Annotated in this window: 20 protein-coding genes and 1 pseudogene; 2 read left to right on the top strand and 19 right to left on the bottom strand. The window is 40.1% G+C overall.

Translation table 11 applies throughout. The annotated features are described in order from the left end of the window. Positions 1 to 2 precede the first annotated feature (2 nt). From KUL49_RS06490 to KUL49_RS06430, 14 genes and pseudogenes are all read right to left on the bottom strand, one after another. On the bottom strand, positions 3 to 1,439 hold the full coding sequence (locus tag KUL49_RS06490; protein WP_165477886.1) for an oligosaccharide flippase family protein: 1,437 nt from the start codon (positions 1,437 to 1,439) through the stop codon (positions 3 to 5). Positions 1,440 to 1,783: 344 nt separating this feature from the next. After that, positions 1,784 to 2,278 (bottom strand): glycosyltransferase family A protein, encoded by a 495-nt coding sequence (locus tag KUL49_RS06485; protein ID WP_131136724.1) that lies wholly within the window; start codon positions 2,276 to 2,278, stop codon positions 1,784 to 1,786. Position 2,279: 1 nt separating this feature from the next. Further along, entirely contained in the window at positions 2,280 to 3,131 is an 852-nt protein-coding gene (locus KUL49_RS06480; protein WP_165477885.1) for a polysaccharide pyruvyl transferase family protein, read from the bottom strand. A gap of 55 nt (positions 3,132 to 3,186) precedes the next feature. Further along, a complete protein-coding gene (locus tag KUL49_RS06475; RefSeq protein WP_131136721.1) occupies positions 3,187 to 5,118 on the bottom strand; it encodes an acyltransferase family protein in 1,932 nt (643 codons plus the stop codon). 30 nt (positions 5,119 to 5,148) lie between these two features. Further along, positions 5,149 to 6,462: an O-antigen ligase gene (locus KUL49_RS06470; RefSeq protein WP_207308452.1), complete on the bottom strand. Its 1,314-nt coding sequence runs from the start codon at positions 6,460 to 6,462 to the stop codon at positions 5,149 to 5,151. Continuing rightward, positions 6,459 to 7,643 (bottom strand): glycosyltransferase family 4 protein, encoded by a 1,185-nt coding sequence (locus KUL49_RS06465; protein ID WP_131136719.1) that lies wholly within the window; start codon positions 7,641 to 7,643, stop codon positions 6,459 to 6,461. The genes KUL49_RS06470 and KUL49_RS06465 overlap by 4 nt, the downstream gene beginning before the upstream one ends. A gap of 9 nt (positions 7,644 to 7,652) precedes the next feature. Next, positions 7,653 to 8,765 (bottom strand): glycosyltransferase family 4 protein, encoded by a 1,113-nt coding sequence (locus KUL49_RS06460; protein WP_131136717.1) that lies wholly within the window; start codon positions 8,763 to 8,765, stop codon positions 7,653 to 7,655. Next, a pseudogene (gene asnB, locus KUL49_RS06455) lies at positions 8,762 to 10,686 on the bottom strand (asparagine synthase (glutamine-hydrolyzing)). Before asnB ends, KUL49_RS06460 begins: the two are co-directional and overlap by 4 nt. Positions 10,687 to 10,698: 12 nt before the next feature. Next, the gene (locus tag KUL49_RS06450) at positions 10,699 to 11,766 is read right to left on the bottom strand and encodes a GNAT family N-acetyltransferase (protein ID WP_131136716.1); all 1,068 of its coding nucleotides are present in this window, start codon (positions 11,764 to 11,766) and stop codon (positions 10,699 to 10,701) included. A 5-nt stretch (positions 11,767 to 11,771) separates the two neighbouring features. Then, positions 11,772 to 12,788, bottom strand: a complete 1,017-nt coding sequence (locus tag KUL49_RS06445) for a polysaccharide deacetylase family protein (protein WP_131136715.1) — start codon at positions 12,786 to 12,788, stop codon at positions 11,772 to 11,774. Continuing rightward, on the bottom strand, positions 12,781 to 13,899 hold the full coding sequence (locus KUL49_RS06440; protein ID WP_131136714.1) for a glycosyltransferase: 1,119 nt from the start codon (positions 13,897 to 13,899) through the stop codon (positions 12,781 to 12,783). Before KUL49_RS06440 ends, KUL49_RS06445 begins: the two co-directional genes overlap by 8 nt. A 6-nt stretch (positions 13,900 to 13,905) precedes the next feature. Then, positions 13,906 to 14,874 carry a glycosyltransferase family 2 protein gene (locus KUL49_RS06435; RefSeq protein ID WP_131136713.1) on the bottom strand — a complete coding sequence of 323 codons (969 nt, stop codon included), beginning with the start codon at positions 14,872 to 14,874 and terminating at the stop codon, positions 13,906 to 13,908. Next, entirely contained in the window at positions 14,871 to 15,395 is a 525-nt protein-coding gene (locus KUL49_RS21095) for a hypothetical protein (RefSeq protein WP_242633745.1), read from the bottom strand. Before KUL49_RS21095 ends, KUL49_RS06435 begins: the two co-directional genes overlap by 4 nt. 215 nt (positions 15,396 to 15,610) lie before the next feature. Beyond that, a complete protein-coding gene (locus KUL49_RS06430) occupies positions 15,611 to 17,413 on the bottom strand; it encodes a hypothetical protein (protein ID WP_242633744.1) in 1,803 nt (600 codons plus the stop codon). A gap of 188 nt (positions 17,414 to 17,601) precedes the next feature. Between KUL49_RS06430 and KUL49_RS06425 the strand changes: the two genes are divergently transcribed. Next, the gene (locus KUL49_RS06425; RefSeq protein ID WP_131136712.1) at positions 17,602 to 18,813 is read left to right on the top strand and encodes a TIGR03087 family PEP-CTERM/XrtA system glycosyltransferase; all 1,212 of its coding nucleotides are present in this window, start codon (positions 17,602 to 17,604) and stop codon (positions 18,811 to 18,813) included. Beyond that, entirely contained in the window at positions 18,810 to 19,394 is a 585-nt protein-coding gene (locus KUL49_RS06420; protein ID WP_131136710.1) for an acyltransferase, read from the top strand. Before KUL49_RS06425 ends, KUL49_RS06420 begins: the two co-directional genes overlap by 4 nt. On the opposite strand, the gene KUL49_RS06415 is transcribed toward KUL49_RS06420, so the two are convergent. From KUL49_RS06415 to KUL49_RS06395, 5 genes are all read right to left on the bottom strand, one after another. After that, complete coding sequence (locus KUL49_RS06415; protein ID WP_131136708.1) at positions 19,345 to 20,436, bottom strand: GNAT family N-acetyltransferase; 1,092 nt, start codon at positions 20,434 to 20,436, stop codon at positions 19,345 to 19,347. The genes KUL49_RS06420 and KUL49_RS06415 overlap by 50 nt on opposite strands. Positions 20,437 to 20,548: 112 nt before the next feature. Next, positions 20,549 to 21,580 carry an EDSAP-1 family PEP-CTERM protein gene (locus KUL49_RS06410; RefSeq protein ID WP_131136707.1) on the bottom strand — a complete coding sequence of 344 codons (1,032 nt, stop codon included), beginning with the start codon at positions 21,578 to 21,580 and terminating at the stop codon, positions 20,549 to 20,551. A 182-nt stretch (positions 21,581 to 21,762) separates the two neighbouring features. Next, positions 21,763 to 22,254: a hypothetical protein gene (locus KUL49_RS06405; protein WP_131136706.1), complete on the bottom strand. Its 492-nt coding sequence runs from the start codon at positions 22,252 to 22,254 to the stop codon at positions 21,763 to 21,765. A 74-nt stretch (positions 22,255 to 22,328) separates the two neighbouring features. Continuing rightward, a complete protein-coding gene (locus KUL49_RS06400; RefSeq protein WP_131136705.1) occupies positions 22,329 to 23,396 on the bottom strand; it encodes an FAD-binding oxidoreductase in 1,068 nt (355 codons plus the stop codon). Next, positions 23,386 to 24,207 carry a PEP-CTERM/exosortase system-associated acyltransferase gene (locus KUL49_RS06395; protein WP_131136704.1) on the bottom strand — a complete coding sequence of 274 codons (822 nt, stop codon included), beginning with the start codon at positions 24,205 to 24,207 and terminating at the stop codon, positions 23,386 to 23,388. The genes KUL49_RS06400 and KUL49_RS06395 overlap by 11 nt, the downstream gene beginning before the upstream one ends. Positions 24,208 to 24,265: the final 58 nt, after the last annotated feature.

Here is a 24,265-nt window from a genome sequence, read left to right as displayed (position 1 = left end):
CTTTAAACTCTCTTGATAATGCTTGGTATTGATGGCAGATGCTTTTTCAATGGATGAGAAAGTAGATTCAGAGCATAAATCCAAGTCGGTACTAACACCAAAGCTTCAAATATGATTAAGGTCACATTATTGACGTATCTATTAAAAATGAAGAATGTTAAGTAGCACGCAGATGAGCACCAAATAGCCAGCCATAAAGATTTTCTAATGCTTCTAATACAAAACCAAGGACCGATGCCAATGTTTCGCTTTACAAGTGTATAAAGCATTAAAAACTCTATTACCGCTGAACTAACGAAAGCTGTAGCAATGTTGACATTCTCTAAATCGTTTAAAATTGCTATCAGGATAAAAAGGGAAAGCATAGCGCCGGCTCTTACCCAAAAAAGTACTTTTTCTTTCTTTAAAATGATTAAGGCTGGATTAACCAAGAATGATAGTGATTTGACACTAATCCACACGCCGAGAATTTGTGCGTAAACAACAGATTCAAGCCATTGCTCGCCAAACATAATTAATATAAGGGGTTCGGATAAAATCGTAGCGCAAATCATAGGGGGGAGGATAAACCCAGTGATCATTACATTAGAGTTAATGTAAGTTCGTTTGGGCGACTTACCCTCTCGATAGCTTTTTGAAAAATGTGGCAGCACTACACCTGATATACCGCTGACCAGAGTGTCCCTTACAAAGGTATGAAATCCTAATGCTCTTGAGAAAACCGCCACGAATAATGGGCCGTTAGTTTTGCCAAAAAAAAGGTCCGCAAAAACAGATTCTAATCTGCCAAAGAGGTTAATAAATGAAGTGTAAAAACCAACTTTGGCAATTGAACTAAAACCTGAAAACCTTGGAATCAATTTCATCAAAGAGGGTTTGACAAATAGCGCTATAACGAAGCTTATGAAGGCTGTACTTGTTTGACCAATTGCCAAAGAGAAATAGCTATAACCCAATTCTATACAAAATACTGTAATCAAGAAGCCTATGGCATTGCTTGGCAGTGTTATCAATACGATTTTTTCGAAAGCAAATTCCCTCGATAGCAAAGCAATAATTGTACTTGTAAAAGGTGAAAACAAAAAATTTATCGCAAGAAGTGATATTAAAGTACTAAGTTCCGGCAATTCGTAGTAAGTGGATAGCCATTTGGATAAGACAATGAGTAGAAATGAAAGAGACCAAGAAATTGTTATCGCAAGACCGAGCGAACTTCTAACACGGTTTTCATCAATTTTTGTCTCTCTAATCAAGTATGATGCTGTTCCTAATAACTTTATTTCAAGTGCAAACACCATAATTGAAGATGCGATTGCAAATACACCTAGCTCTGTTGGTGTAAGTAAGCGAGCATAAACAACTACAGATACAAAGCTAATTATCTTATTTATTACTTCCGATGCACTTGATATATATAAAGATCGTTTAACTATATTCAAACTTATAAACCTAGATTGAAAGATGTGCTGTTAGAAAAGTGAAAAGTCGCTTTTAATTTTTTCAGTACAGGGTTTGACATTCAGAAGTGACAAAAAAAACTGCCAATATTCTCGTCTTTTAAGATGAGGACGCATAAACATGTTAAAAATACCCTGTGACTGGCTATGCGCATTAATATTCCCAATCCGATACAACGCGCCAAAAAAAGGAAGAGGCTTTAAACTACATTTTGAGTTCTTTAACCAAGTCTTTACCATTAAATGACTTCCAAACCTTTCCTTGATGATATCGATGTCATGGTCAATACAAACAGAATCAGCTTTATATAACTCATTTTTAACGATTAAAGAAGTTCCGCACAATTGGTCGAAGAAGTAGCATTTATACAGGAGGTTTTTATTTTCTGGCCAAACATAGCCTTTATTAATGTACCACCCGTTTTCTCCTTTATTTTTTCAACGTACTCTACTAGAGACGAGTTTAAAAAGTCATCATCATCAACAACCATTAAATACTCTGAATTTGGCCTTGCCTTCATACCCGTGAGTATGCGTCGACCTTTATCCAATCTGACGTAATCATGAACTTTTTCTATATCGTGTTTATCCTTCTCGTAAAAAGGGTTGGGTGGAAAGTCTACCAATATAGCTTCAAATCCTTTTGGCATTGCTGGCAAGTCGGAACCTCTATTTGCAACGATTACACAATCCCAGTTATCGCTTCTCTGGTTTTGAATAGATCTTATCGTCTGAGACAAATTATTTTTAATTTGGTCCCAATTTTTTGCGTTGAGGTAATGCCTTACTGGAATGACGAAGGTAATTAGGTTTTGGCTCATACTATTTGATCTTAAAGTGGTCTGACTCAGTTAGCTTTAGGACATCTCCGAGCTTTTGCTCGAAAACTTGCTCTGAACTCAGATAGGTGACTCCATCAACTAATGTTTTGAGCTTTCTCTTGAAAAGTGAAAGTTTGATGCGCGACTTTATTTTTGATAGTGAACTGGTTGTTGGATCATATACCTGTGTCAATTTATTAGGAGAGTAATCAATTTCCATCGAGCTAGTCCAATCTTCCCATTTAAAACCAAGCGCATTGTGAATTTTTACTGGAATCCATGGAACGCGCAAAGTGTCGGCAACAATAGCGCCATGCATTGCTTCAGTTATAACTTTCTCTGATCTGTCTATCGTATCGAGAAACTCTTCTAGATCTGCATTAGGGGCAATATATTTGATGCCTAAATCGTCGCAAGCTCGTTTTATCATCTTGCCGCTAGACCAATCTGTATTGATGTGGGGTATAAACGTATGTTTATATTTCTTTTTAGTATTAGTTTTCTTATCAGCTAAAAGTATGGCAGCATCCGTTTTTGCAAACTCCTTTGGCAGTGATAACGCTTCACATGATTTGAGACCACGTACACCAGCAAAAATGAGTTTTTCGTTTCCTATCAACTGCTCATGTTCTCCGTAACCTACTCCTGAACAAAATATAATGGCTTTTTTATAGGGCTTAAGTTCATCAAGAAGGCCGTTGTTTAGTAATGTGCCAATACCAACGACGCAAGTATCTTCTGATTCAATAACTGATTTTGGTAAGAATCTTCTAAGAATGTAGGGGTTAATGTCATCGCCAAAGTTGCGTTGCCCATGTTTTTTACTGAAGTCTGAATGATAATAAATTGCCAATATTTAATTTCCTTTTGCGCAAATATAACTTAATGCGAGCGCTTTCGTTGATTATTTAGTTGGTAGAAGCACCATAAAACAAGCTTCTTTCTAACACGTATTTTGAAGCCTCAACCGTTAAATGGTTAGAATCAAATAGCACTTGACTCTTATTCAAAAAAAACGGACACACACCATTTTTTTGACACAGTATATTTTCTAAATTAACGATTTCGACTTTGTCATTTTGTAAAGAACTCAAAAGCTCGAAATTTGAGGCTTGGTTAATGAAGTTTTTTAACTCTTTACCAACGCGTAAGTTACGAACTATGAGTTCTGGTGCTGGAGCAGCTGCTTCGGGTAAACTATCCATAATGATTATCTTATCAATAGAGACCTCAAGATATTTGATAACAAGTCTGAGCTGTGTCTCAATGTCACTGTAGTTATTTTTTTCATTATCTTGCAACAGCTTCTGATCGGCGTATACCGACCATCTTGCACTTATAATTGCGGTATTAATTAATGGCGATGTATCTAAGACACTTTTGAACCTGTTTTGAAGTTCCAGACATGCCTCACGGTTCAAGCTTGTTTGCTCTAATACTGCGCCAAATAGCGGAGGGCATCCTCCTTTGGTAAGGTATCTGGCTGACGTACCTTGTTGCAAAAGTTTTTCATGTAAAGCCCAAACATGCATTTGTGCATGAGAGTCGCCATAAACCAATATTGTTGGCTCAACATCGACACTACCAATAGTACAGTCAAAGTACTCATGTGTTTCATGTCTAGCCACGCAATTACCTGGGACTTCGGCCCAACGTTGTACTTCTAATAATTGGTTTTCACGCTCAGATAGGTGATTAAGTAATTCTGGTGATGTTTTATTAATACCATATATTGTGAAGCCAATGCCAAGCGGGAATAATGCTAATATTAACGCTATCGTATTGTTTTTATTTGTTCGTTTTCTGTATCTATTTTCAAAATAACAATGTGTGAAGTGAGCTAATATAAAACTCGTTAAACCAACTAGTATAACTTGAGTTAAGCTTTGCTCAGGGTTATACATTCTGATTCCGACAATTAGAGGCCAGTGCCATAAGTATAAACTGTAAGAGATAGCGCCAATATATCTCATGAATCTATTATCTACGATACATAGAGACTTAATGGCGGTAGAAGATAAACCTACAGCCAGAATTAGGCATGTTGTAATGGATACGTACAGCGCGTTAATAGCTGGGAATAATGTACCTTTGTCAAAACAAATCGCTAAACCTATCAAGGCTACAATTGAACAAACTACCACGGCATTAGAAACCAAGGTATTGCCATTTATAACTGATAAAAATTTGCTTTGCTTTGATAAGACATACACAAGACCGCCTAAAGTAAACTCAAATGTTCGAAAGGGGGTAATATAAAAAACCGCATTACTATCTACATGAATAAAGTATGTAGAATAAAACAAACTAGCCAAGCTTAAAATTAATAGGCAAAAGAGCGCGTGACGTCCTCTAGCGAATAAATAAACGAGAAACGGATAGAATATGTAAAACTGCCACTCAACAGCTAAAGACCAGGTATGCAACAGCATGTTATTTTCTTTCGTGCTGTCGAAGTAGTTTGCTGTCAAATAGAAGAATATATTTGATACGTAAGTGGATGCCGTGATAATAGTTTTACTTAAAGCGGCGATCTCGGTGGGTAATGCAACAACGGTAACACTGATTACCGCAACAATCGTGATAACTAAGGACATCGCGGGAACGAGGCGCCTTGCCCTAGCTAATAAAAAGCCAAAGTAGGAAAGCTCTCGTTTTTCTACAAGTATTTGAGTTATTAATAAACCTGATATGGTAAAAAACACATCTACACCAATAAATCCCCCGGACAGGAATTTAGGTTCAAGGTGAAACACAAGTACCATTAGTACCGCTACAGCCCTGAGTCCATCGATAAATCCGAAGTAGCTTTTTTCTTGAATGTTATTAAAAATTGTCATTAGTGCTTATTTACTATCTGTGCCTATCTTTCATTTTTCGCTTTCGTTTCTCTTACTTTGTGTTGAGAGAAAAACATTCACACAACAAATTGAAATTGCGATCAACCAATAGAGTATTTCCGCCCTCAACCTATTTATAAACGTCATTGCCACAACAAATGTGACAAATCCACTCGAAACCGAGAGAACAAGGGCGCTATTGACAAAATCATTCACATTCCAAAGGTGCTTTCTCACTTTTACAAAAGAGCGGTGGGTAAAAAATATCATTAAACTGAAGAACAAAAGACCTAAATAACCCGCCTCGGAGAGGGTTTCAAACCACGTTGAGTGAACTGCCCGATTCCTCGAACCTCCGGTATTTACTTCTTCAGGAATGTACACCGGTGCATAGTATTGAAAGCCGCCCGCGCCAGCCCCAAACGGATGATCCTTTGCCATTTCTAGTGTAGCAAGCCAGAAAAATACACGGGTCGAGCCTGTTTCTTGTTCTTCGTTTAAAGTCGACTCTTCTTTGACGCTCATCATCCGGTCGATAAAAGTGTTGTCAGCTAAGCGGAAAAAGGCTGCAACAAACAAGATCATACCGGCAAAAATTGCGCGCTTCTCCTTGAGTGTAAACGCGTCGTTTTTAAAGCTGATAAATAGGAAGTAGCCTATGCCTGCTGCAACGCCTAAAAAGCCACCGCGACTATTTATCAAAATTAGCGAGTTAAGAACAAAGATTAAACCTACACCGTAAAATCCCCTGGCAATTAGGCGTTTGTCTGCAATAAGCTTTGCTATGAATAGAACGATGGTAGGTGCTAATGCCGCTGCAACCAAGTTTGAGTCGGGGGCATCCACCATTCCAACACCAGAAACCCGACCTGAACTGTCGCGCCCCCAACCATAAATGTAAAAACTTAGCAAAAATGCGCTAAACAAATAGGAGTCGATTATCCAATAAATGTGCTTTCTCTCACTACAGAGCTTTATTACCAAAAATGTAACTACGGAAATAGTAAGAAATGCGTCCATTGACATAATATGGTATTCAGTGAATGGCGCATTGAAGTAAGCAAGGCAATACATCAACACTGTTAAACACATAAATTTAAACTGCGGATGTTTAAATGCTGGGTTTTGATTGTACTTTCCAAACCCAATTACAAATACAATGATCATAGCCAGCACTAGGTAAAATTGGGCACCAACAAATGGTAGATAGCTGCTCCACCACTTATTTTGTGGGTTTAAAAAATAATCTAGCTGGTACACCATGAAAACTAGGATGGGTCCATGGCGAAATGCCATTATTAATCCGGTTAAGAAGGGGATCAAATAAAGCAATGCAGATATCACTTGGTGGGCTCCAATCGCGCTATGCTTTGTATTACTTCAGGGCCTTTTATCTCCCAGTCAAATTGTTCTGCATGTTTACGAGCATATAATCCCATTTTTTCGCGTTTTTCATTATCGCCCGCCAATAAGAGCACATGCTCAACAAGTCCATTTGGAGTAGTACAATTTACGCTAAAGCCGGTTTGGTCGTGCAATAGTGTTTCTGGGGTGCCGCCAGACATTCCACCAATAACGGGTATGCCACAGGCTTGCGCTTCTATCATGACTATTCCAAAGCCTTCTATGTTTCGCCCAACATCTCTATTGGGTAAAACAAATACGTCTGCTTGTTGGTAGCACGCTACCATGTCCTCATCACTCACGTTGGGCATAAACCTAATGTTATCGTGCAAGTTCAGTTCGTGCGTTAGTAGTTTAAGGTACTCAATCCGGGGGCCACTACCAATAATGGCATATAATGCGTTGGGAACACTTTTCACGATATCTGCCATGGCCTTAACCATCATATCGTGGCCTTTGCGCTCTTCCAGTCTAGAAACCGTGACTAAAACAAACCTGTCCTTCCATCCAAGCTTTTCGCGAGTAATTTCGCAACGGGGAGCTGGTACAAATGCAGATGTATTTGCACCGGGGTTAACAATGCAGCATTTATCCTTTTGAACATCCCAATGTTCAAGCAGCAAACGATGTGAATTCTTACTATTACAAATAAGAAGATCTGCTCGTTTAAGCACTGGCTTTAACATTGCGGTCATACTGCGGCTAGTTGCACTATTTTCAATATCCTCACCATGAATGTAACAATAATAAGGAATACCTTTAAAAAGCTTGAACAGCATAGCAACGAAACCTTCAGGGATACATCGCCCGCAATGAATAGCTGTTACATGGTATTGTTTAGTTATTTTTCTGAGTTTCAGAAAAAGTTTGGTGTAAAAAATTAGGCCGCCTAGAGAAAATAATGCCCAATCAGACCAAGAAGAGTAGTCGAAAGAGATTCTATGAATTTTTAGGTCGGTTTTATTATCAAAAAGATTGTCGCCTTCTGCATTGCCAGCAACCACAACATACTTTTCAGCGTCTTGACGAGAGTATACTTCCCATAACCAACGACCGCTTCCGCCATGCATTGGTGGGAATACTTCAGAGAAAACCAACTCTACTTTTTGTTTATCTTTCACGTTACATTCTCACTGAACCGAACGCATGAGGTTATTGTATTGAACTCGAAATGCCTCATTCATTTTTTGCGCACTAAATTGCGCTTCAAATTTCTCGACAGCATTCTTACCAAAGTTTTCTCGCATTTCATGGTGCTGTGTTAATAGTGATATTGCTGCAGCAAATGCATTTTTGTTATCGTTGTCTGCCACCAAGCCATTAAAATTGTGAGTGATAACTTCGGCGTTGCCACCAGCATCTGTTACTGCACAAGGCTTGCCTAAGCTCATTGCTTCAAGCAACGTCATTGATGTCCCCTCGCTTAACGACGAAAGTAAAAAAACATTCATCAGTGCTAAATAGTTTGCAGGCTTGGCAATATAGCCAGTAAAAACAACCTTATCATTAATGCCTAATCTATCTACTTCTTGCTGCAGCATTTCACGCATTTCTCCATCACCTACTAGTAGTAGATAGATGGCGTCTTGGTCTTTTGCGACGTCTGCAAATGCGTTAATCATCATAAGCTGGTTTTTAATCGGGTCGAACCTTGCAATGGTACCCAATATTATGTCGTTTTCATTGAACCCTAGCTGCGTGCGCAGCGCATCTACATCGTTCTGTTTTACCATTAATGGTTTAATGCCATTGTAAATCACGTCAACCTTATTGCTAGGAATGAATTCGTATGAAGCCAATGCATCTCTCGTCGCCTTTGAAATGGCGGTTACCTTAGAGGTTAAAGCGAGTAACAACGGATTAACGAGCTTTCTTTTCCAACTTGTGGAGTCGGGATAAAAGCGCCCATGCTCCGTGAAAATAACCTTTGTTTTTGTAAAGGCCGCTGCAAGCGCACCGTACACCCAAGGGGTGTATTGGTGGCAATGCAAAATATCTATGTTGTTTTCTCTAATGTGCTTTCTTAATGCATTAATTAGCGAAGTATCAAAGCCTGGCCTTCGTTCGTGTGTTGTAATGGAAACTCCAGACTTCGCTACCTCTTCGCCCCAAGGGCCTATCGGGGCTTCTATGCAGTAAATTGACATGTCAATATTGACGTCGGTATTCCCTTCTATGATGTTCTTTATCACCATTTCAGTGCCGCCAATGCGCATGTCGTAGGTAACGTGCATTACTTTCATTGTGATGTACGCTCTTGTATTACGGCATATCGGTCGTACCACATTTGATACATAAGCATGCTCCACAGAACTATACCGTGGTCTTGTTTTCCGGTTTGATGCTCTTGCCACACTAATTTTACAGCGTATGTATTGAAAATTTCGTCTAAACCCTTGTTGGAATGAATGATTTTTGATTCTGCTATTGCTTTTAGCTCACCTCTAAACCATTCATCTAGCGGTGTACTAAAGCCCATTTTTTTCTATAAAGTAATGAGTCGGGAATAAACGGTTTAAACACTTCTTTCAGTAAGTACTTCTTCTCCCCATTACGGTATTTTTGTGACGAGGGCAGAGTGGCTGCAAATTCTGCAACTTGATAGTCGAGAATAGGGGCGCGTACTTCTAAAGAGTTTGCCATGCTCATTCTATCTACTTTCACCAATATATCGCCGGTCATGTAGGTTTTTATGTCAGTGTACAAAATTTTGCTTAAATGGTCTGGGCCGTCGGCCTTATTATACACATCAAGTGTGTATTGGCTCGGGTGGTAACCCTTAAGCGATATAGCTACCTCTGGTTTCACCAGCTTATTCCACATGTCGTCGGTCATCATACTGTTTGTGATAAAAAAGCCCATGGCGGAGTCGTGAGATAAACTGGTAAGTAGCGATTTACCTTTTCTCCCGATTGGTCCTGGTAGTGCGCCGACGATCTTTGCCAGTCTTGGGAATATCGACTTTCTAATGCTTTCAGGAAACTTATTTCTAAGTTTGTTTTCAATATCGTCCGTGGTGTACTTTTCATAGCCGGCAAACATTTCGTCGCCGCCATCGCCTGCCAATGCAACGGTCACTGCCTTTCTGGCTAGTTCAGACACAAAAAACGTAGGTACTAACGATGGGTCAGCGAAGGGTTCATCAAAAAAGCTGGCAATGTGTTCTAATTGTTCTGCAACATTCTGGTGAACCGTAAATTCATGGTGCTCAGTATGATATTTTTCAGCTATTTTGCGTGCGAAGTCCGCTTCATTAAATTCTTTATTGTTGAAACCTATGGTACATGTTTTAACCGGCGCGTCGCTGGCTTCCGCCATCATAGCAACCACACCAGAGCTGTCTACGCCGCCGCTTAAAAAGGCCCCAAGGGGCACGTCACTAATCATTCGTTGCTTAGTAACTTGTTCAAGCAATGACTTCAATCGTGCTTTATTTTCTTCCTCCGTGCCAGTTGAGACTTCCTTAAAACTTAAATCCCAATACTCGGTAATGGAGAAACCGTCTTTGTTTAGTAGCATGTAGTGTGCAGGCGGTAGCTTATGAATATGCTTAAAGATACTTTTAGGGTCGGGTACGTACTGATACATGAAAAAGTCGTGTACAGCATCTAAACGAACATCCTTCGGAATGTTCTCTAGAGCGAGAATCGCTTTGATTTCTGACCCAAAAGCAAATCTCCCATTTTGTGAATAGTAGTAAAGCGGTTTTTTCCCCAGCCTATCGCGAGCAATGAAAAGCTCTTGTTTAGTTTTATCCCACAGGGCAAAAGCAAACATTCCGTTCAATTTTTGAAGGCATTCAACACCATCTCTGGCGTATAACGCTAGGATCACCTCTGTGTCTGTATTACTTTTAAATTCTACACCTTCGGCCTCTAAGCTTTCGCGCAGCTCCAAAAAATTGTAAATTTCTCCATTGAAAACAATTATTAATTGCTCGTCGGCAGAGTACATTGGTTGGTTACCGGCTTCAGAAAGGTCCAGAATGCTCAAGCGACGATGACATAGACCAATGCTTTCATCTAGATAGGTTCCGTAAGCATCCGGACCTCGGTGATATATTGCTTCATGCATTGCGTCAAGCGACGCTTTAGCTCCTTTGAGCCCACCTTCTAAGTAACCAATTTCATTTTCAAAAAGGCTAAAACCCGCAATACCGCACATTTGCTCGCTTCCCTACAAACTTATATAGGGACGAACAGTCGCCCCTAATGCTATTGTTATTTTTAATGGTAATTTTCGCCAAACATTTTCAGCGACTGCTCTTAACCTGTTTGGCGAGTCTGCATTCGCTTCTTCTCCAGTAATAGCTATACCAGTAGTGGTGAAAGTTTGCCATTTCAGTAGTTGTGGTATGGCGCCCCATTGCTTTTTAAACTTATAGGTACCTTCGTCGAAGGTTGAGCGACCAAAATCAAAACGCTTGATATTATTGTCAGCGCAATGCGCTAACAATGACCAGTAGAGTAACATGTTAGGCGCTAGCTTATTTTTTTCACGAAGTGTCGAGGCCCAGGGAATGGAAGCCTCGCGACCGCTTTTAATAATTAATCCACCACCTATTGGTTCGTCGTTGCTATAAACTATGCTGATAAGGCATTGTTCTTGATAGGCTGCTAATATTTCGCGAAACCATTTAATTGAATGAACAGGAGAGCCAAGATCACGCATATTCTTTGAATACACGTCATAGAAATGCAAAACGTGTTGTTCATCAATACCCAAAGAGACCGTCAAGCCATTTTTTTCAGCTTTTCTGATTTGACTTCGTAATTTTGATTTGAAACTAGCCATTAATTCTTCGCTAGAGCTAGGTAGCTCAAGCAACATGCGTACTTTTTTATTCTTCAATAAATCGCGGTCAAAAGTTTCTGTATCGATGGAACGAATTTCAAGCTTTTGAATCTTTTTAGGTGTGCTAGAACGCTGCAAATAAGTCAGCATAGCATTATAAATTTCTTGATTATCAGCTAATCCATAACCCACGTCGCAATAAGGTAGTGAGCAAATGTTTTTTCCTACTAGCGGAATATGCAATGCGATTGCTGGAAAAATACCTATTACTTTGTTGGTTGCGGTGTCTTTTGCTATAACACTGGCGTTTTCTTGATTGTAAGCATTTTGAACTGCTTGCACCCATGCATAATGATGATAAGCAGAAGCATCATCATGCTCGGCTATATAGTTGTTCCACTCTATTTGGTCTTCAACAGTAGCCTTTCTCACTAAAATGCCGTTAACCATACTTATTAATCCTGCTCACTCATTATTGGGTTGCTTAGCGAAGCCTTATTACTCAATAAAGTTCTAGTCTCGGATATGGTACAGAATCTAACGTTATATACCTCTTGTAACTCATTTATAACATTGGAAATTCGATCACATATTATTGAGAAAGCATTATCAACGTTCATCAAGCCTGTAATACCGTCAAGTAATGTCGAACTATGTAAGTACATGTGGATAACGGGCGATTTGCGGCTCATACAGGTATGAACAAGTGAAAGCATATCTTTATCATCAGTTAATTCAGGGCTTAAATAAAGTTTCTTCAAAAGCCCAGTTTGCCACAGTAAACCAATTGATCTGAACCATGTGAACGGTGCCTTTGATAAGGTGTTGTGTATCGAATCACCGATAGAAAAATTTCTTATATTAAAACCCGCAGTAACTGGAATTTCCATTATTACACGTTGCTCACCATGACTGAGCGCGTTACTAAATGAAGGCCAATAGGGCGTTTCGGGGGCGCCCAAACAACTAAAAAAATCGTTTTTGTAAAACGGATAAACGCTAGAATCTACCGTATAACCTCTGGAGGCCAACAAACGCAACGTTTTGGCGTTTATTCCCCAGCGACCACTGCGAAAAGAAACAGGTTTTACACCAAGTTTATTCACTATTATCGCATTTAGTGCATCTAGTTTTTGCTCTACTTGTTCGAAGGGTAAATTTATAACATGCGATTCTGCTTCTGTTGTTTTACCGAAGTAGGGCGGATTGCACCAAGGGTGAAGGTGTGCCCCTATTTCAGCAACGCGTTTTTCAGCAAATTCTTTCAAAATAGCACTGCCATGTTGATCATTCGCCACTGCGTAGTCGACAAAATAAGTAGGGCGAATACCCAATGACTCACAGAATTTTTGAAACTCTGGAAGTTTCTCCACATTTTTTACTGAGCATTTATCTTGCGGGAACTCATCGTCCCACTGCCATTCTTCTTCAGTGTCTACTGTAAGAATAAAAAGCACGTCCTGCTTAGGCATTAGCACTCTCTTTTTTTTGCTCTAATACACTTTCAAATAGCGAGAGATATTCGTCAGCCATTCGCTTTGCCGAGAAATGCTGCTCAACGAAAAGTCTTGCGTTTTCGCCAAGCTTTGCAGCGTAACTATTGTCGTCTAACAAAGTTTCCCAGTCTTTCTCCAGTTGTTCACTGTCATGTAGCTTTGCTAATAAGCCCGTTTCTTTATTGGTGACTAATTGGTCTATACCTGCAATGTTGTACGCAGAAACTGGCGTTTCCATTGCGCAGGCTTCCATAAGGCAACGTGGAATACCCTCTAGCGTTGAAGTCATTACAAATAAGTCGAAATCGCGTAGTAGTTGTAACCTATCGTTTCTGAACCCTAAAAACTTTATCTCGCTTGCGCTATCTAAGGTAGATGCATAGTTTTCAAGGCTGGGCCTATCTTCACCATCACCCAAAAGTAACAGCTCAATGTCTTGTCGCTTTTTATATAGGTTGTCGAAACAATCCAAGATAGCCTTTATATTCTTTCGGCTTATCATCTGACCTACAAAACCAATCGTTTTCTTTTTATTTGTTTTTGGTTGCTTGGTTAGCCTTACTGCTTCGACCTCTGATAAATCTACGCCGTTTTGTATGTAGGCAAGCTTGTTTGCTGAGATGTTAAATTTTTCGACATCACGCATTAATTGCTTTGATAACGGCACTACCTTGTCGGCAAACCTCATCGACTGACACCCAAGCCAGATAAATAATCTAAGTTTTAAGTCTGCTGCGTTTTCAAAACCATGCGGTGTAACAACACATGGAATACCCGCTTTTCGTGCGGCCATAACGCCCAAAATGTCTGACTTATAGCCGTGAGTATGAATTACGTTTATGCCTTGCTGCTTAATTAAGTCTGCTAACTTTGTTACCGCACTTAGGTCAAACCTACCTTTCATCGGTATTTGATGTGTTGCACCAATGTTCTTGAAGTGATTTACAACCTCAAGTTCTTCTGTGCCAGGCTCCAGTGTGACTACTAACTCGCTATTAACGTGTGAAGGTAAATGTTTCGATAATGCCAGTACCCACCGTTCAGCCCCGTAAAAGCCAGTTGAACAAATAAATTGTAATATTTTCATTATTATTTATGCGTTATGCGAGCTGGTAGCTACAGCGCCGCGAACTCCTATAACTGTTCCGATTGCTCTTGCTGGGAAATAAAGTGAATAAAAAAAGGCACAATACATTAAAGGTACAGATTTTTTTACTAGTTTTTTGAGCCTGATAACATACGCGCTTAAAGGAAGTAGTACAAAAATCAAATTTACAAATAGTGCTATGTAGAGTTCCAATGAAAAAAGTATTGGTGCTAGCACAATGCCAATACTGACAACAAAAGGGACAATAAAGCTTGGTATTTCCCTTATTGGTATATTTCTTCCTTTTAGTGAAGCAACATTTGATTGGCCGCGCCACATTTCTTTTTTGAACATTTCAATGAAGCTTTTATCTTCGCCTAAATGAATAAATTTTGCGCTTGGTTCATGAAACAGTAAACCGTGCTGCGAAACTTTATTTGTAAAGTAGATATCTTCACAGGTTTTTAAATTTTCTGGAAAGCCTCCAGCTTGGTCGAATATTTTTCGGCTTAAAAATAAATTTGCACCTGGAGCGCTATCCGTAAAATGACCGGAGGTTGCTGATGCTAAATGGCTTCTTATTTTTTCAATAGAATTTGCATTGAAAGATGGTTTTTGAGTTCCAAATATCAGCACGGTATTGGTGGTCTTGTTAAGCTCACTAAGCATTATATTCAGCCAGTCTGGAGCCAGCTGTATATCAGCATCTAAAAATGCAAGAAACTGACCGCACGATGCGTTTGCACCTTTATTACGAGAATGAGAAATAGTGTGATCTTCTTCGTTATAAATAACGGTGAGCTTGAGAAAATCGCTAAACGATGATATCCGCTCAGAAATACTGTCATTTTGACTAACAATAATCACTTCAAACTCAGTTTTAGGCGTCTCTAAATCGGCAATGCTTTGTATTGTATCTACAAGCATCTCCTCGCGGCCTTTGTGCGGAATGATAAAGCTGGTTTTAATGCTCATGGTTTACCCAACCATTTTTGAAATTGTGGAAAACGCTTAACTAATTGCGAATGTTCTCGTGCCATAGAAAAGTTTTTTAAATGCTTTAGTAAATGCTTTGCTGGCGTTCTTGAATTATGCTTCAAGTCAGATAGCGAGCTGTTCTTGTTGAAATCAAAGTTCTTAACACATTCTGATGCGCCCTGGTAAGCAATAAAGTTGCTATTTTGCATCATCAAACATAAAACTCTGGTCGACTCGCTTTCCACACTGTTACTTAGCCTTTCTAGCACAGTTTTTTCTAGCACCTCGGCTTTTGCAATAGCTGCTGATTTTGTTGCCTCGTCAAGGAGATTTGCTGCAAAGCGCAAAATACAGACTTTTCTTAAATCTTGACCACTCCAAGTTTGGTTTGGGAACTCTAAAATTTCCGGCTTATCTAAATAGGCATACTCGTTCTCCGCCATCCATAAGGCGTAGTGAACTATAGACTTAGTAGCATACTGATAATCTTCATCATACTGCTGTAGCTGGAGTTTCAACGTAATGAAACGACAAACGGCCTGTAATAGTACAGTGTAAAACCATGCGTTCTCTACATCACTAAGCGGCTCAAACCTGTCTGAAGTTGAAATGGTGTTTCGTATTATATGGCCAACCATTTCAACATCGCTAAAGTTGCCTAATAATTCAAATCTATCGAGCAAAGCCTGAATATAGTTTCCAGTACCCCTATCAAGTGGATATTTGCCAGTTTTTACGTTTTTAAACCTGGGGTTTCACTGTTTTTCAACGCAAGTAAAGCACCGAGTAGCGTACCGTCGCCTTCATAATAATTGGTTACCCATTGCGTTATGGTTAATGCGGCATCTCGAGACGGTGTGTAGCCAGTAAGCAAATAATGCAAAGTGAGGCCATTGGTATAACAATGTTGACCACCCGGACCGCCGCCTCCAGCATGATCATCGTAAACACCACACGGCTGATGTTTAGAGTACGTTCTATGAGAAGCTGTATATGCCTGAACATAATGGTCGGTATGCCAAAACAGTCCGCCGCTATACTCGGGCTTATCGTCACTAGTATGATAAACATCAATATCTGCAACGTGCTTGGCAAGATCATCGGCTAGTTCAAACCAACGAGGATCGCCGCTTAACAACCACTGCATCAGCATTCCAAATATAGGGTCGTATTGATTGTTGTAATGTGACACGAAAAAGGGCTCGTCAGGTACGAGTGCCTTTTCGTGATCCGCATACAACTCACCAAAATGTCGCCAGCCAAATTCGTCGATATCGAGCCGCTTTTGATAAAAAGAAGACGAACTTTCAATGCCATTTTTTATAAGTGAGTCAAACTCGCATGATTTAGAAGGGAGAAAAGGCAAAACAGATGCGTTTTTTAACCAAGCGCTATCAATGACTACTTGCAGTGATTGTATCTCAAAAGGTGCGATTGAGATGCATCGTGTTTTTTGTTCACCAGGCTGAAGTTCAGTACATTCACTATGCCTTGAACCTAACAAGCTAACGCTTAAACTGTCTGCTGTTAAATGTGCTGAAGAAGGAAAATTTTGCCAAAACTTATCAACATGAATACTAAAAGTGCTACCGATGTTTGAAATCTTAATTTGCGGTTTTGCTTGGTCACCTGAAAGCAATAAGTGCTCTGGATGGTAAAGTTTAAAACCGCGAAACGGAAGCGAGTTAATGTTGTCTTGATTTACATGAACTGGACTTTGCCAGTTTTTAAAACCACTGGAAGCCTGATGAAGTGTCAGCTCTTCATATTCAGATGAACTAAAGATATCAGAATTTAGCGTCAGCGTAGACTCTAGCGATTTACCTTTGAACGAGATACAGCATTCTTTTAAATAAATACTGTTTGGGTCTCCCAAGTCCCACTTCCCATTTGGGTGTGATGCTGCGCTTGGGTTTCGCATTGTTAAATGAGCACAAACCGTTCCGGTACTAAGGAAGATTGACGCTTCTGTTTCAACAATCAGCTTTTTATCGCTGCCAAGCCTAATCTCGTATTTTTGTTCAACGGTTAATGCGCTGTATTCGTTGTTATTGCAATGAAGAGCATAAGAGAATGCAATAGGGGTTATCGATTGAGGATTAATATCAACAATATCGAAAGAGCTGGATAAGTGCTTGTCGGTTACAAACTGAAAAGGCTTGGCTTTGTTAATTGTGAATGTTTTGCCACTGTCCAGAGAAAGTGAAAGCGCCTCATCGTTATTGTTTACAGGTGAGACAAGCTTGATCGATGGTGAGTCGCTCTCCACCGCTTCTAACGTCAGAACTATTTCATCGCTTACCGAATGGCGCTGTAAATCAATCAAACCTTCACATAACAACCACTTTATTGAACCATCTGGCCATAGCTGCGAGGTTTTGATAAAAGCATCAGTTAGTAGTATTCCGTTTGCGGCAAGCCGAAATTGAGTGACGGCGGGCCACATTCCCTTAGGGCAGGGCAACCCTGTTTTAAAATGTCCGCACGTCTCTTTGGCTAAAAAGGCAACCTGGATAGTTCCAACCGTTTGTGTCATTACTGCTTTCTTTATTTCTTCCGTGAGCAATGTTCTTGATGAACATATGCATAATGACTCTAGTATGCCAATGGAATTGCCACTTGTGTAGCCTTCATCATTAATTTGTTACTTTGACCTTATATTTGCTTCGAAGTAGTATGACTACAGGACAAGTAAAAATACTGAAGATAGCTTGGAAGGCGCTGATGTCGAAAGTTTGCGTGTTGTCGCAAAGAGTACCGTATCCCCCAAATAAGGGCGAAAAACTTAGAACATATCATCAAATTGAATTTCTAAATCGCTTAGGGTACGAAGTCGAAGTTTTTTCTCTCATAGAAACTGCAGAAGATAAAAAAAATGCTGAAGCGTTAGCCAAGCATCTTGGAATTTCGGTTAACTCTTACCAGTTAGGTAGTAAATTCACCCGTTATGCTTCGGCCTTACTGCAAGGTTTGCCCATAAGTGTTGGGGCGTTTTACTCAAAAACACTTCAACATGTTATTGATGAAAAACTGAAAGAGGGTGAGGATGCGCTGCTGTTAACCGCGTCGAGTTTAAGCTATTACATCTTCAACTCGCCTTATTACAACACTACCCATTGTCGCTTGTTTATGGACTTCATGGACGTTGATTCAGATAAGTGGGCGCAATACGCAGATTCTTCTCCTTTCTTAATGCGCTACGTATACCAGCGTGAAAGCAAAGGTGTAAAAAAGCTTGAGGCTAAAACAAACCAACGGTTTGATGAGTGCTTTTTGATTGCAAGCGAAGAGGCGCAGCTATTTAATTCTTCAGTAGACTCATCGAAAGAGATAACCGTGCTTGGAAACGGATTAGACTTCGATGCGTTTTATCCAGCGAAAACGCAGCCTTGCGCGACGACAATAAGCACTGCGCCGCATTTCTTGTTCACGGGCGTGATGGACTACAAACCTAATGTAGACGCGGTACTTTGGTTTGTTAAAAATTGCTGGCCACTCATTCGTGAAAAAACGCCGAATGCAAAATTTACCGTGGGTGGTATGAACCCTGTTGAAGAAATAAAGGCGTTGTCAGACCGCAATGGCATAGATGTCACGGGCTTTGTCGATGATATATTGCCTTATTTTCACCAAGCTCATGCGTTTGTGGCGCCATTTAGGTTGGCAAGGGGCGTGCAGAACAAAGTGCTTCAAGCGGCAGCATGTAAATTACCGATAATAACCACGTCTATGGGAGCTGAAGGGATCTCGTTTGCCAACGCCGACAGCATGTGGATAGTAGATGACGTGGACAGCTTTGTAGCTGCATGCGTGGAAAGTATTGAGAACTTTGAGCTATCGCAACATAAAGCTCAACGTAGCTATCAAGCAATAGTTAGCGAATATAGCTGGGAACAACAACTGAGCCCATTGAAAGTGGCAATGGCACGAATATGAAATCAATAATTAAGAAGAGTTTTTTTGCCCTTTGTGCACTTGTAATGTTTCCTTTCACGCTTATGTATTTAATGCTGTCTATTGTGGTAAACAAAGACTCGCTGCTTTCCTCTTTTAGCCAGCTGCTATCGCTTATACCCGGTAAACTAGGGTGTTATTTACGTTCGGGCTTTTATCGATTTGTCATGACCTCGTGTGCGCCAAACGTTCTCATCGGTTTCGCCACGTTGTTTTCACAACAAGATACTGAGATTGACGAGGGGGTGTACATAGGTCCGCAATGTAACATTGGTAAATGCGCTATTGGGAAAAATACTTTGTTGGGAAGCGGTGTGCACATTATGAGTGGCAAAGGACAACACAAGTTTTCTGACCCAGAAAAGCCGATTAAAGATCAGGGCGGCGTTTTCACGAAAGTCTCTGTAGGAGAGAACTGTTGGTTGGGCAACGGTGCACTGGTTATGGCCAATATTGGCAAAGGAAGTGTAGTAGCAGCAGGCTCGGTTGTTGTTGATAACGTGCCCGAGGGAGTTATCGTTGGAGGGAATCCGGCGAAGGTTTTGAAGAAAATTTCTGTTTAAGACGATTAAGTAATCTGGCTAATCGACCCTCTATGGACTCAGTATATAAAGTCAAATTTTTGAAAGCATAAGTTTCTGTGCAAAGACTTTTTTTGTATCGACTTTCTCCACCTAAGAAATCATACCAATGAAAACCTTTGTTTCGATAATATTCCATCAAAGCAAAATGCAAGGTATACCCTGGTTTAATTTTGTTGTTTGTAAACTGGTAATTTATGCCTGAGCAGTAAAAATAAACTGTATCACCAAAAACGAGATTATAAGTGTATCCCAGCAATGTAGCGCCTGCTTTCACTTCTGCGATACTTACATATTTAGAAAAATTTTCTAATAAATATCCGTGATGCAAGAGAAAAGATGGGTTGTTAAATCCACTACCTTCTGTGCTGTCGCTCCACTTCTTTTTATGTAGTGCGCCTAAATTATCGAAATAACTATGAAGCTGGGCTTTTGATGCTTCATTTACTGAAATGGAGCCATAATGGTCTTCAAGCAATCTGGTAGAGCGGCGAATTTGAGAACGGGTGTTTTTTGACAATTGCTTGTCTAGGTTTGAGGTAAGTAAAGAGGTTCGATAGCCATTAATTGTTTCGGCAATAACATCAAAGGTGTTTTCAATTAGCTTTTTGTCGATTGATATATCGCGTGACATAGAGATATATAGCTTACAAACATGATTTTTTTTGGCTTCATTTAAAAGAGATATAAGGCATGCTTGTTCGTGTGCCTTTGAGCAAATTATAGTGTTGTATTCAATCCAAATTTGGTCTTCACTGGTAATGCCAGATTGGTTTAAATACCATGAGTTTAAAGGAGGAAAGGGCAGCGTCTTTTTACACGCTATCCAACAATAGCCTATAGGATGGCTATCTAATTTGAAGACGTAAATAGCAGGGAATAGTCGCAGAGAAGATGCCCAAGACTCTTGCCAAACCAGAGATGTAAAAGGTGTTGGCACTTCAATGTACTCATGAACTTCTCTAAGAAATGACTTTGCTTCTTCAAATGAAGCTAAAATCTTACGCTCTAAGAATACTGCCATAAACAAACTTTAAGTTTAGAATGCTAGGTTCACAAGCCTAACGATATAAGTGGTTTAAGTAAAATAAAAAAAGCCCTCGAATGAGGGCTTCTAAGATACTTTTAATCGTTTTTTAAGACTTTCTGCGTCTTGCCGCAGCTAAACCTAGAAGTCCCAACCCTGCTATTGCTAGCGTTCCAGGCGCTGACACTAGGGACACACGAGCCGTTGATTCCTGCTTAATATCAACCTGGTAATCACCAGTACCTACACGGAAAAATCCGCTATCGCTCGTGCCGGTAGTAACAAATACTCCAGTGTCACTTCCAGAGAAATCATCCCCTTCATTAACAAGATTTCTGCTTAAAAGCGTTGGGCCGATGTCGACATAGCCACCACCAAAGTTAAATCCAAGCGCACCGCCTGTGCCATTCGAAGAATCAGTTCCCAAACCTACAGAAAGAATTGCTGAGGTCGTTGCATTAGAAACCTGGTCTGAACCTATTGATTGAGATGCATCGACGATAAGTGAGTAAGTCGCAACAAATCCAAGATATAATTCAGAGACGTTTTGTACAGTAATTTCTAGCGCAGTGGTAAGCGCATCTGCAATGTCTGAGTTACCTGAAGCGACATTATTGTTGCTGCCGACAGATGCTGCTGCGTATGTTAATCCTGATGCTTGGCTAGTTGGGTCAGCAAGTGCGTTACCACTTACTATCGAATCAGCCATGCCATAGCCATAGCCATTTGCAAGGCTATCGTTATGAACAGCTAGTGCGTCGGCGTAGTTGCCAACTAAGCTATTGTTAGAGACACCGAGAATCCCACACGAAGGGCCTGTACAATCAAATACACCGTCCGCTGTGTTTTCAGCTAGATCAAAACTCGTTGCGTCATTTGCAAAAACGGGCGAGTCAGGAAGACCAACACCGTTAAAGCCAGTGCTACTAGAAGCTGAACGCAGACCTCCCGTGATCTCAATGAATGTTGCTAGGTCTTGAGGAGCAACCTGCTGTGTCAGTGCCGCATCATAGTACGCAACGATACCAAAAGATTGCACGTCCAAGTAAGATGTTGCCACAACGCCAGCGTTTGCAGAAAGCGAAGCGCCTGCTAAAGCACACCCGGCTACTAAGCTCTTTGTGATTTTAGAAATTTTCATGCCTATTCCTCATGAATAAAGATTTGGTACTTCGCAACTACTGACTACATAACGATTAGTGGCGACTGTCTAATAATCTAAAGCAGGCAGTGTGCCAGCATTGCAAGTTATTGATTTAATTGTTTTTTCATGATTTTTAAAAAAGGGGGAGATAGCAAGCTGTTAAATAATCTGACACTTTCTTATAATCCATAACGACCAGAAGCTATCACAGAATTTGGATCTAATGTGTACTTTATCTCTCTGATACTCGTAATTAAAGTTGAGGAATAGAAGTCATCATAATCTCGATGTTGGAAACTATTGAATCTGTAGGTTAGATAGCCACTGTGTATAAACCGTTTGATTAAAGCTTCGTGACAGCGTTCTGCTTGACGATCTGAGTTTTCGGATTGTCGGTCGTAAAGTAGTGAAATGACACATTCGATTGCTGTTGACGTGAGTACAGTCATTGATATTGCAGACTCAACATCAAATTCCTCTAGAATTTCAGAAACAATAGACACTAAGTTTTCAGCATTTTTTCCTGTCGCAGGGGCAGTAGGCGCGAGCCATATAAGACCCACCTTGTTTCTTTCAAGTTTTGTGAAGTCTCGGTCTAGAGGAAGTTGGCTTAATTTATAATGCACACTCTTTAGAAAATCATTAGTAGGTTCACCGCGTTTGAGTTTCATTAGACTATTTAATTTGTCGAGAGTTTTGTCTACTTTTAAACCGCTTAATTGAGAAACTTTCGGGGCAATTCTCTTTAACCATTTGAATTTAGCTTCGCTAATGAACTGTACTTTAAACTCTCCATTTGCAAACGTGCGTTTAATTTTTTCTTCCAAACTTCTACTTCTTCAACACTTCCGTAAAGTGCCCCTGATGCCGTCCATTCATTTAACATGTAAGCTTTTGTATGTCTCTTTCTATCTTCGTCTGATAGTGAAAGCTTTGATAGGGGCCAGTCACTTTCATCAAGGGCTGCCTGGAGTGATTTATCGAGATTTGTTATGTGGACGCAGCTTTTTACAACTTGCCTTTCTCGTAAGTCACGAATTCTATCGACCAACACATTAATGTTTGTGTCTTTCTGCGTTGAAATAAAGAATGGAAGATAGCATTCGGGGGCAGCTATAAGTTTAAGTGTTGCCTCTGTTACAATTCCCAGCGTTGATTGAGAAAAAATCCCGTCTACGTAGGGGCCTACGCCCCACTTGTATATGCCTTCACTCGCAAATCGTTTTGATTCGTCAGAAAATTGTCTAAACCCAGTTGAGATAGCTTTTCCATTTCCTAAAACTACGTCTAAGTCACTAATGAACTCGAAGTGGTTTCCGGCGGGAGTATGACCAAAGCCTCTCTCCAAACTGTTGCCCAAAACACTGCAATCTACTGATGAGCCCGTTGCGTCCATCCAAAACTTAAGGCCTTTTTCCTTTAAAAAGTCATAAAGCTGCTTTTGGGTAACACCAGCCCCAATTCGTACCGTACCTAAAGTATCGTCATATTCTGTGATGTTATTAAGATTAACTAGATACAGTAAAAAAGCATTGTCGCTTCCCGCTTCCGAGCATGTATAGCCCCAGTTTTTTCCACTGCTTATAGGGTGTAATTGGAACTTTTCATCGTTTTGGCTATTAACATCGTTGAACAATTTAACTATTTGGAAAACATCATTTTTGTTATTCGGTATAATTACTGCACAAGGGTGTGTTTGTTCCTTCATTGTACTTGTAGAAAACTCGTCAAACATTTCTCCATGTGTAAGAACATTCGGTTTTCCAACGATAGCTTCTATTTTGTTCACCAATTCCAGCTTTTTAGACATCATTGAGCTGCTCTTTCATGTCTTTTCCAATGACCATCATCAACTTCTTAAAACCAGGGGATAGCGTTTGAAATAAAACTTTGGGGTCGATATGATAGGGTGCTCTTTTCCCATGATACTCGGTCACCTTTCCTATTTGAGTAAAAGGGATTCCTACAAACCTGAGGCTGCGCGCAAGTCTGGGTTCCATCATTACGAAAATATGATTGATGCCTTTTTGTTGTGTAACCGTTGCGGCCATAAAGTATAAACTTATAGCGATGAAGGGAAAACAACGCATTTCGTTTTGTGAGAAACTATGTTCATCAATCACACCAGTTCCTGCGCCCTCATACTGATCAGTTTTCCGTTTTCGAAATTGCGCGGGAACAGCGAGGCGCGATATTTCACAAATCTCTTCACGCTTGTATTTTTTTGGATGAAGGACTTCATCTTCTAAAGCATGACTACAAAATTGCTCAATGGGGAGCAGTTGCTCAGAAGAATTCGACATAACCATGCGAACTGTGCCTGCAAAGTTTTTTGAACCTTTGTGCTGGACTAAACAATGGATTGAGTGCTGATCAAATTCATCTTTTTCCATGCCGTCTAGTTTTTCCGGCTCGAACGCTAGCTCAGTACAGTAAACATCATGTCTTATCCTGAATGACAGTTCCTTAGTGGCTTGGTCATTTGCTATGGTGGTATTAAAAAACTGTTTAAAGTGAATAGCTATTTTACTTACTTCTCGGTTTGCAAGCTTGGTCTGGAGTGATTTAGACACATTCTTAAGCAGTGGGTTGCTATCCATTTTTTTAAACAATTGCTTTAGCATTGTCATTCTCTTATTGGCAACGGTATTACTATTAGATAAGCATAGCCCAAATAGGCTG

Source organism: Alteromonas sp. KUL17, assembly GCF_006538305.1.
GTDB lineage: Bacteria > Pseudomonadota > Gammaproteobacteria > Enterobacterales > Alteromonadaceae > Alteromonas > Alteromonas macleodii.
The sequence above is the reverse complement of the archived record's forward strand: the minus strand, read 5'-3'. Positions and strand labels throughout refer to the sequence as shown.

Bases quoted from the DNA above. Each gene is read 5' to 3' on its own strand.
- KUL49_RS06485 (WP_131136724.1), bottom strand. From the start codon at position 2,278: ATGAGCCAAAACCTAATTACCTTCGTCATTCCAGTAAGGCATTACCTC.
- KUL49_RS06475 (WP_131136721.1), bottom strand. From the start codon at position 5,118: ATGACAATTTTTAATAACATTCAAGAAAAAAGCTACTTCGGATTTATC.
- KUL49_RS06460 (WP_131136717.1), bottom strand. From the start codon at position 8,765: ATGAAAGTAATGCACGTTACCTACGACATGCGCATTGGCGGCACTGAA.
- KUL49_RS06450 (WP_131136716.1), bottom strand. From the start codon at position 11,766: ATGGTTAACGGCATTTTAGTGAGAAAGGCTACTGTTGAAGACCAAATA.
- KUL49_RS06445 (WP_131136715.1), bottom strand. From the start codon at position 12,788: ATGCCTAAGCAGGACGTGCTTTTTATTCTTACAGTAGACACTGAAGAA.
- KUL49_RS06440 (WP_131136714.1), bottom strand. From the start codon at position 13,899: ATGAAAATATTACAATTTATTTGTTCAACTGGCTTTTACGGGGCTGAA.
- KUL49_RS06435 (WP_131136713.1), bottom strand. From the start codon at position 14,874: ATGAGCATTAAAACCAGCTTTATCATTCCGCACAAAGGCCGCGAGGAG.
- KUL49_RS06430 (WP_242633744.1), bottom strand. From the start codon at position 17,413: ATGACACAAACGGTTGGAACTATCCAGGTTGCCTTTTTAGCCAAAGAG.
- KUL49_RS06425 (WP_131136712.1), top strand. From the start codon at position 17,602: ATGTCGAAAGTTTGCGTGTTGTCGCAAAGAGTACCGTATCCCCCAAAT.
- KUL49_RS06420 (WP_131136710.1), top strand. From the start codon at position 18,810: ATGAAATCAATAATTAAGAAGAGTTTTTTTGCCCTTTGTGCACTTGTA.
- KUL49_RS06415 (WP_131136708.1), bottom strand. From the start codon at position 20,436: ATGGCAGTATTCTTAGAGCGTAAGATTTTAGCTTCATTTGAAGAAGCA.
- KUL49_RS06410 (WP_131136707.1), bottom strand. From the start codon at position 21,580: ATGAAAATTTCTAAAATCACAAAGAGCTTAGTAGCCGGGTGTGCTTTA.
- KUL49_RS06405 (WP_131136706.1), bottom strand. From the start codon at position 22,254: ATGAAACTCAAACGCGGTGAACCTACTAATGATTTTCTAAAGAGTGTG.
- KUL49_RS06400 (WP_131136705.1), bottom strand. From the start codon at position 23,396: ATGATGTCTAAAAAGCTGGAATTGGTGAACAAAATAGAAGCTATCGTT.
- KUL49_RS06395 (WP_131136704.1), bottom strand. From the start codon at position 24,207: ATGCTAAAGCAATTGTTTAAAAAAATGGATAGCAACCCACTGCTTAAG.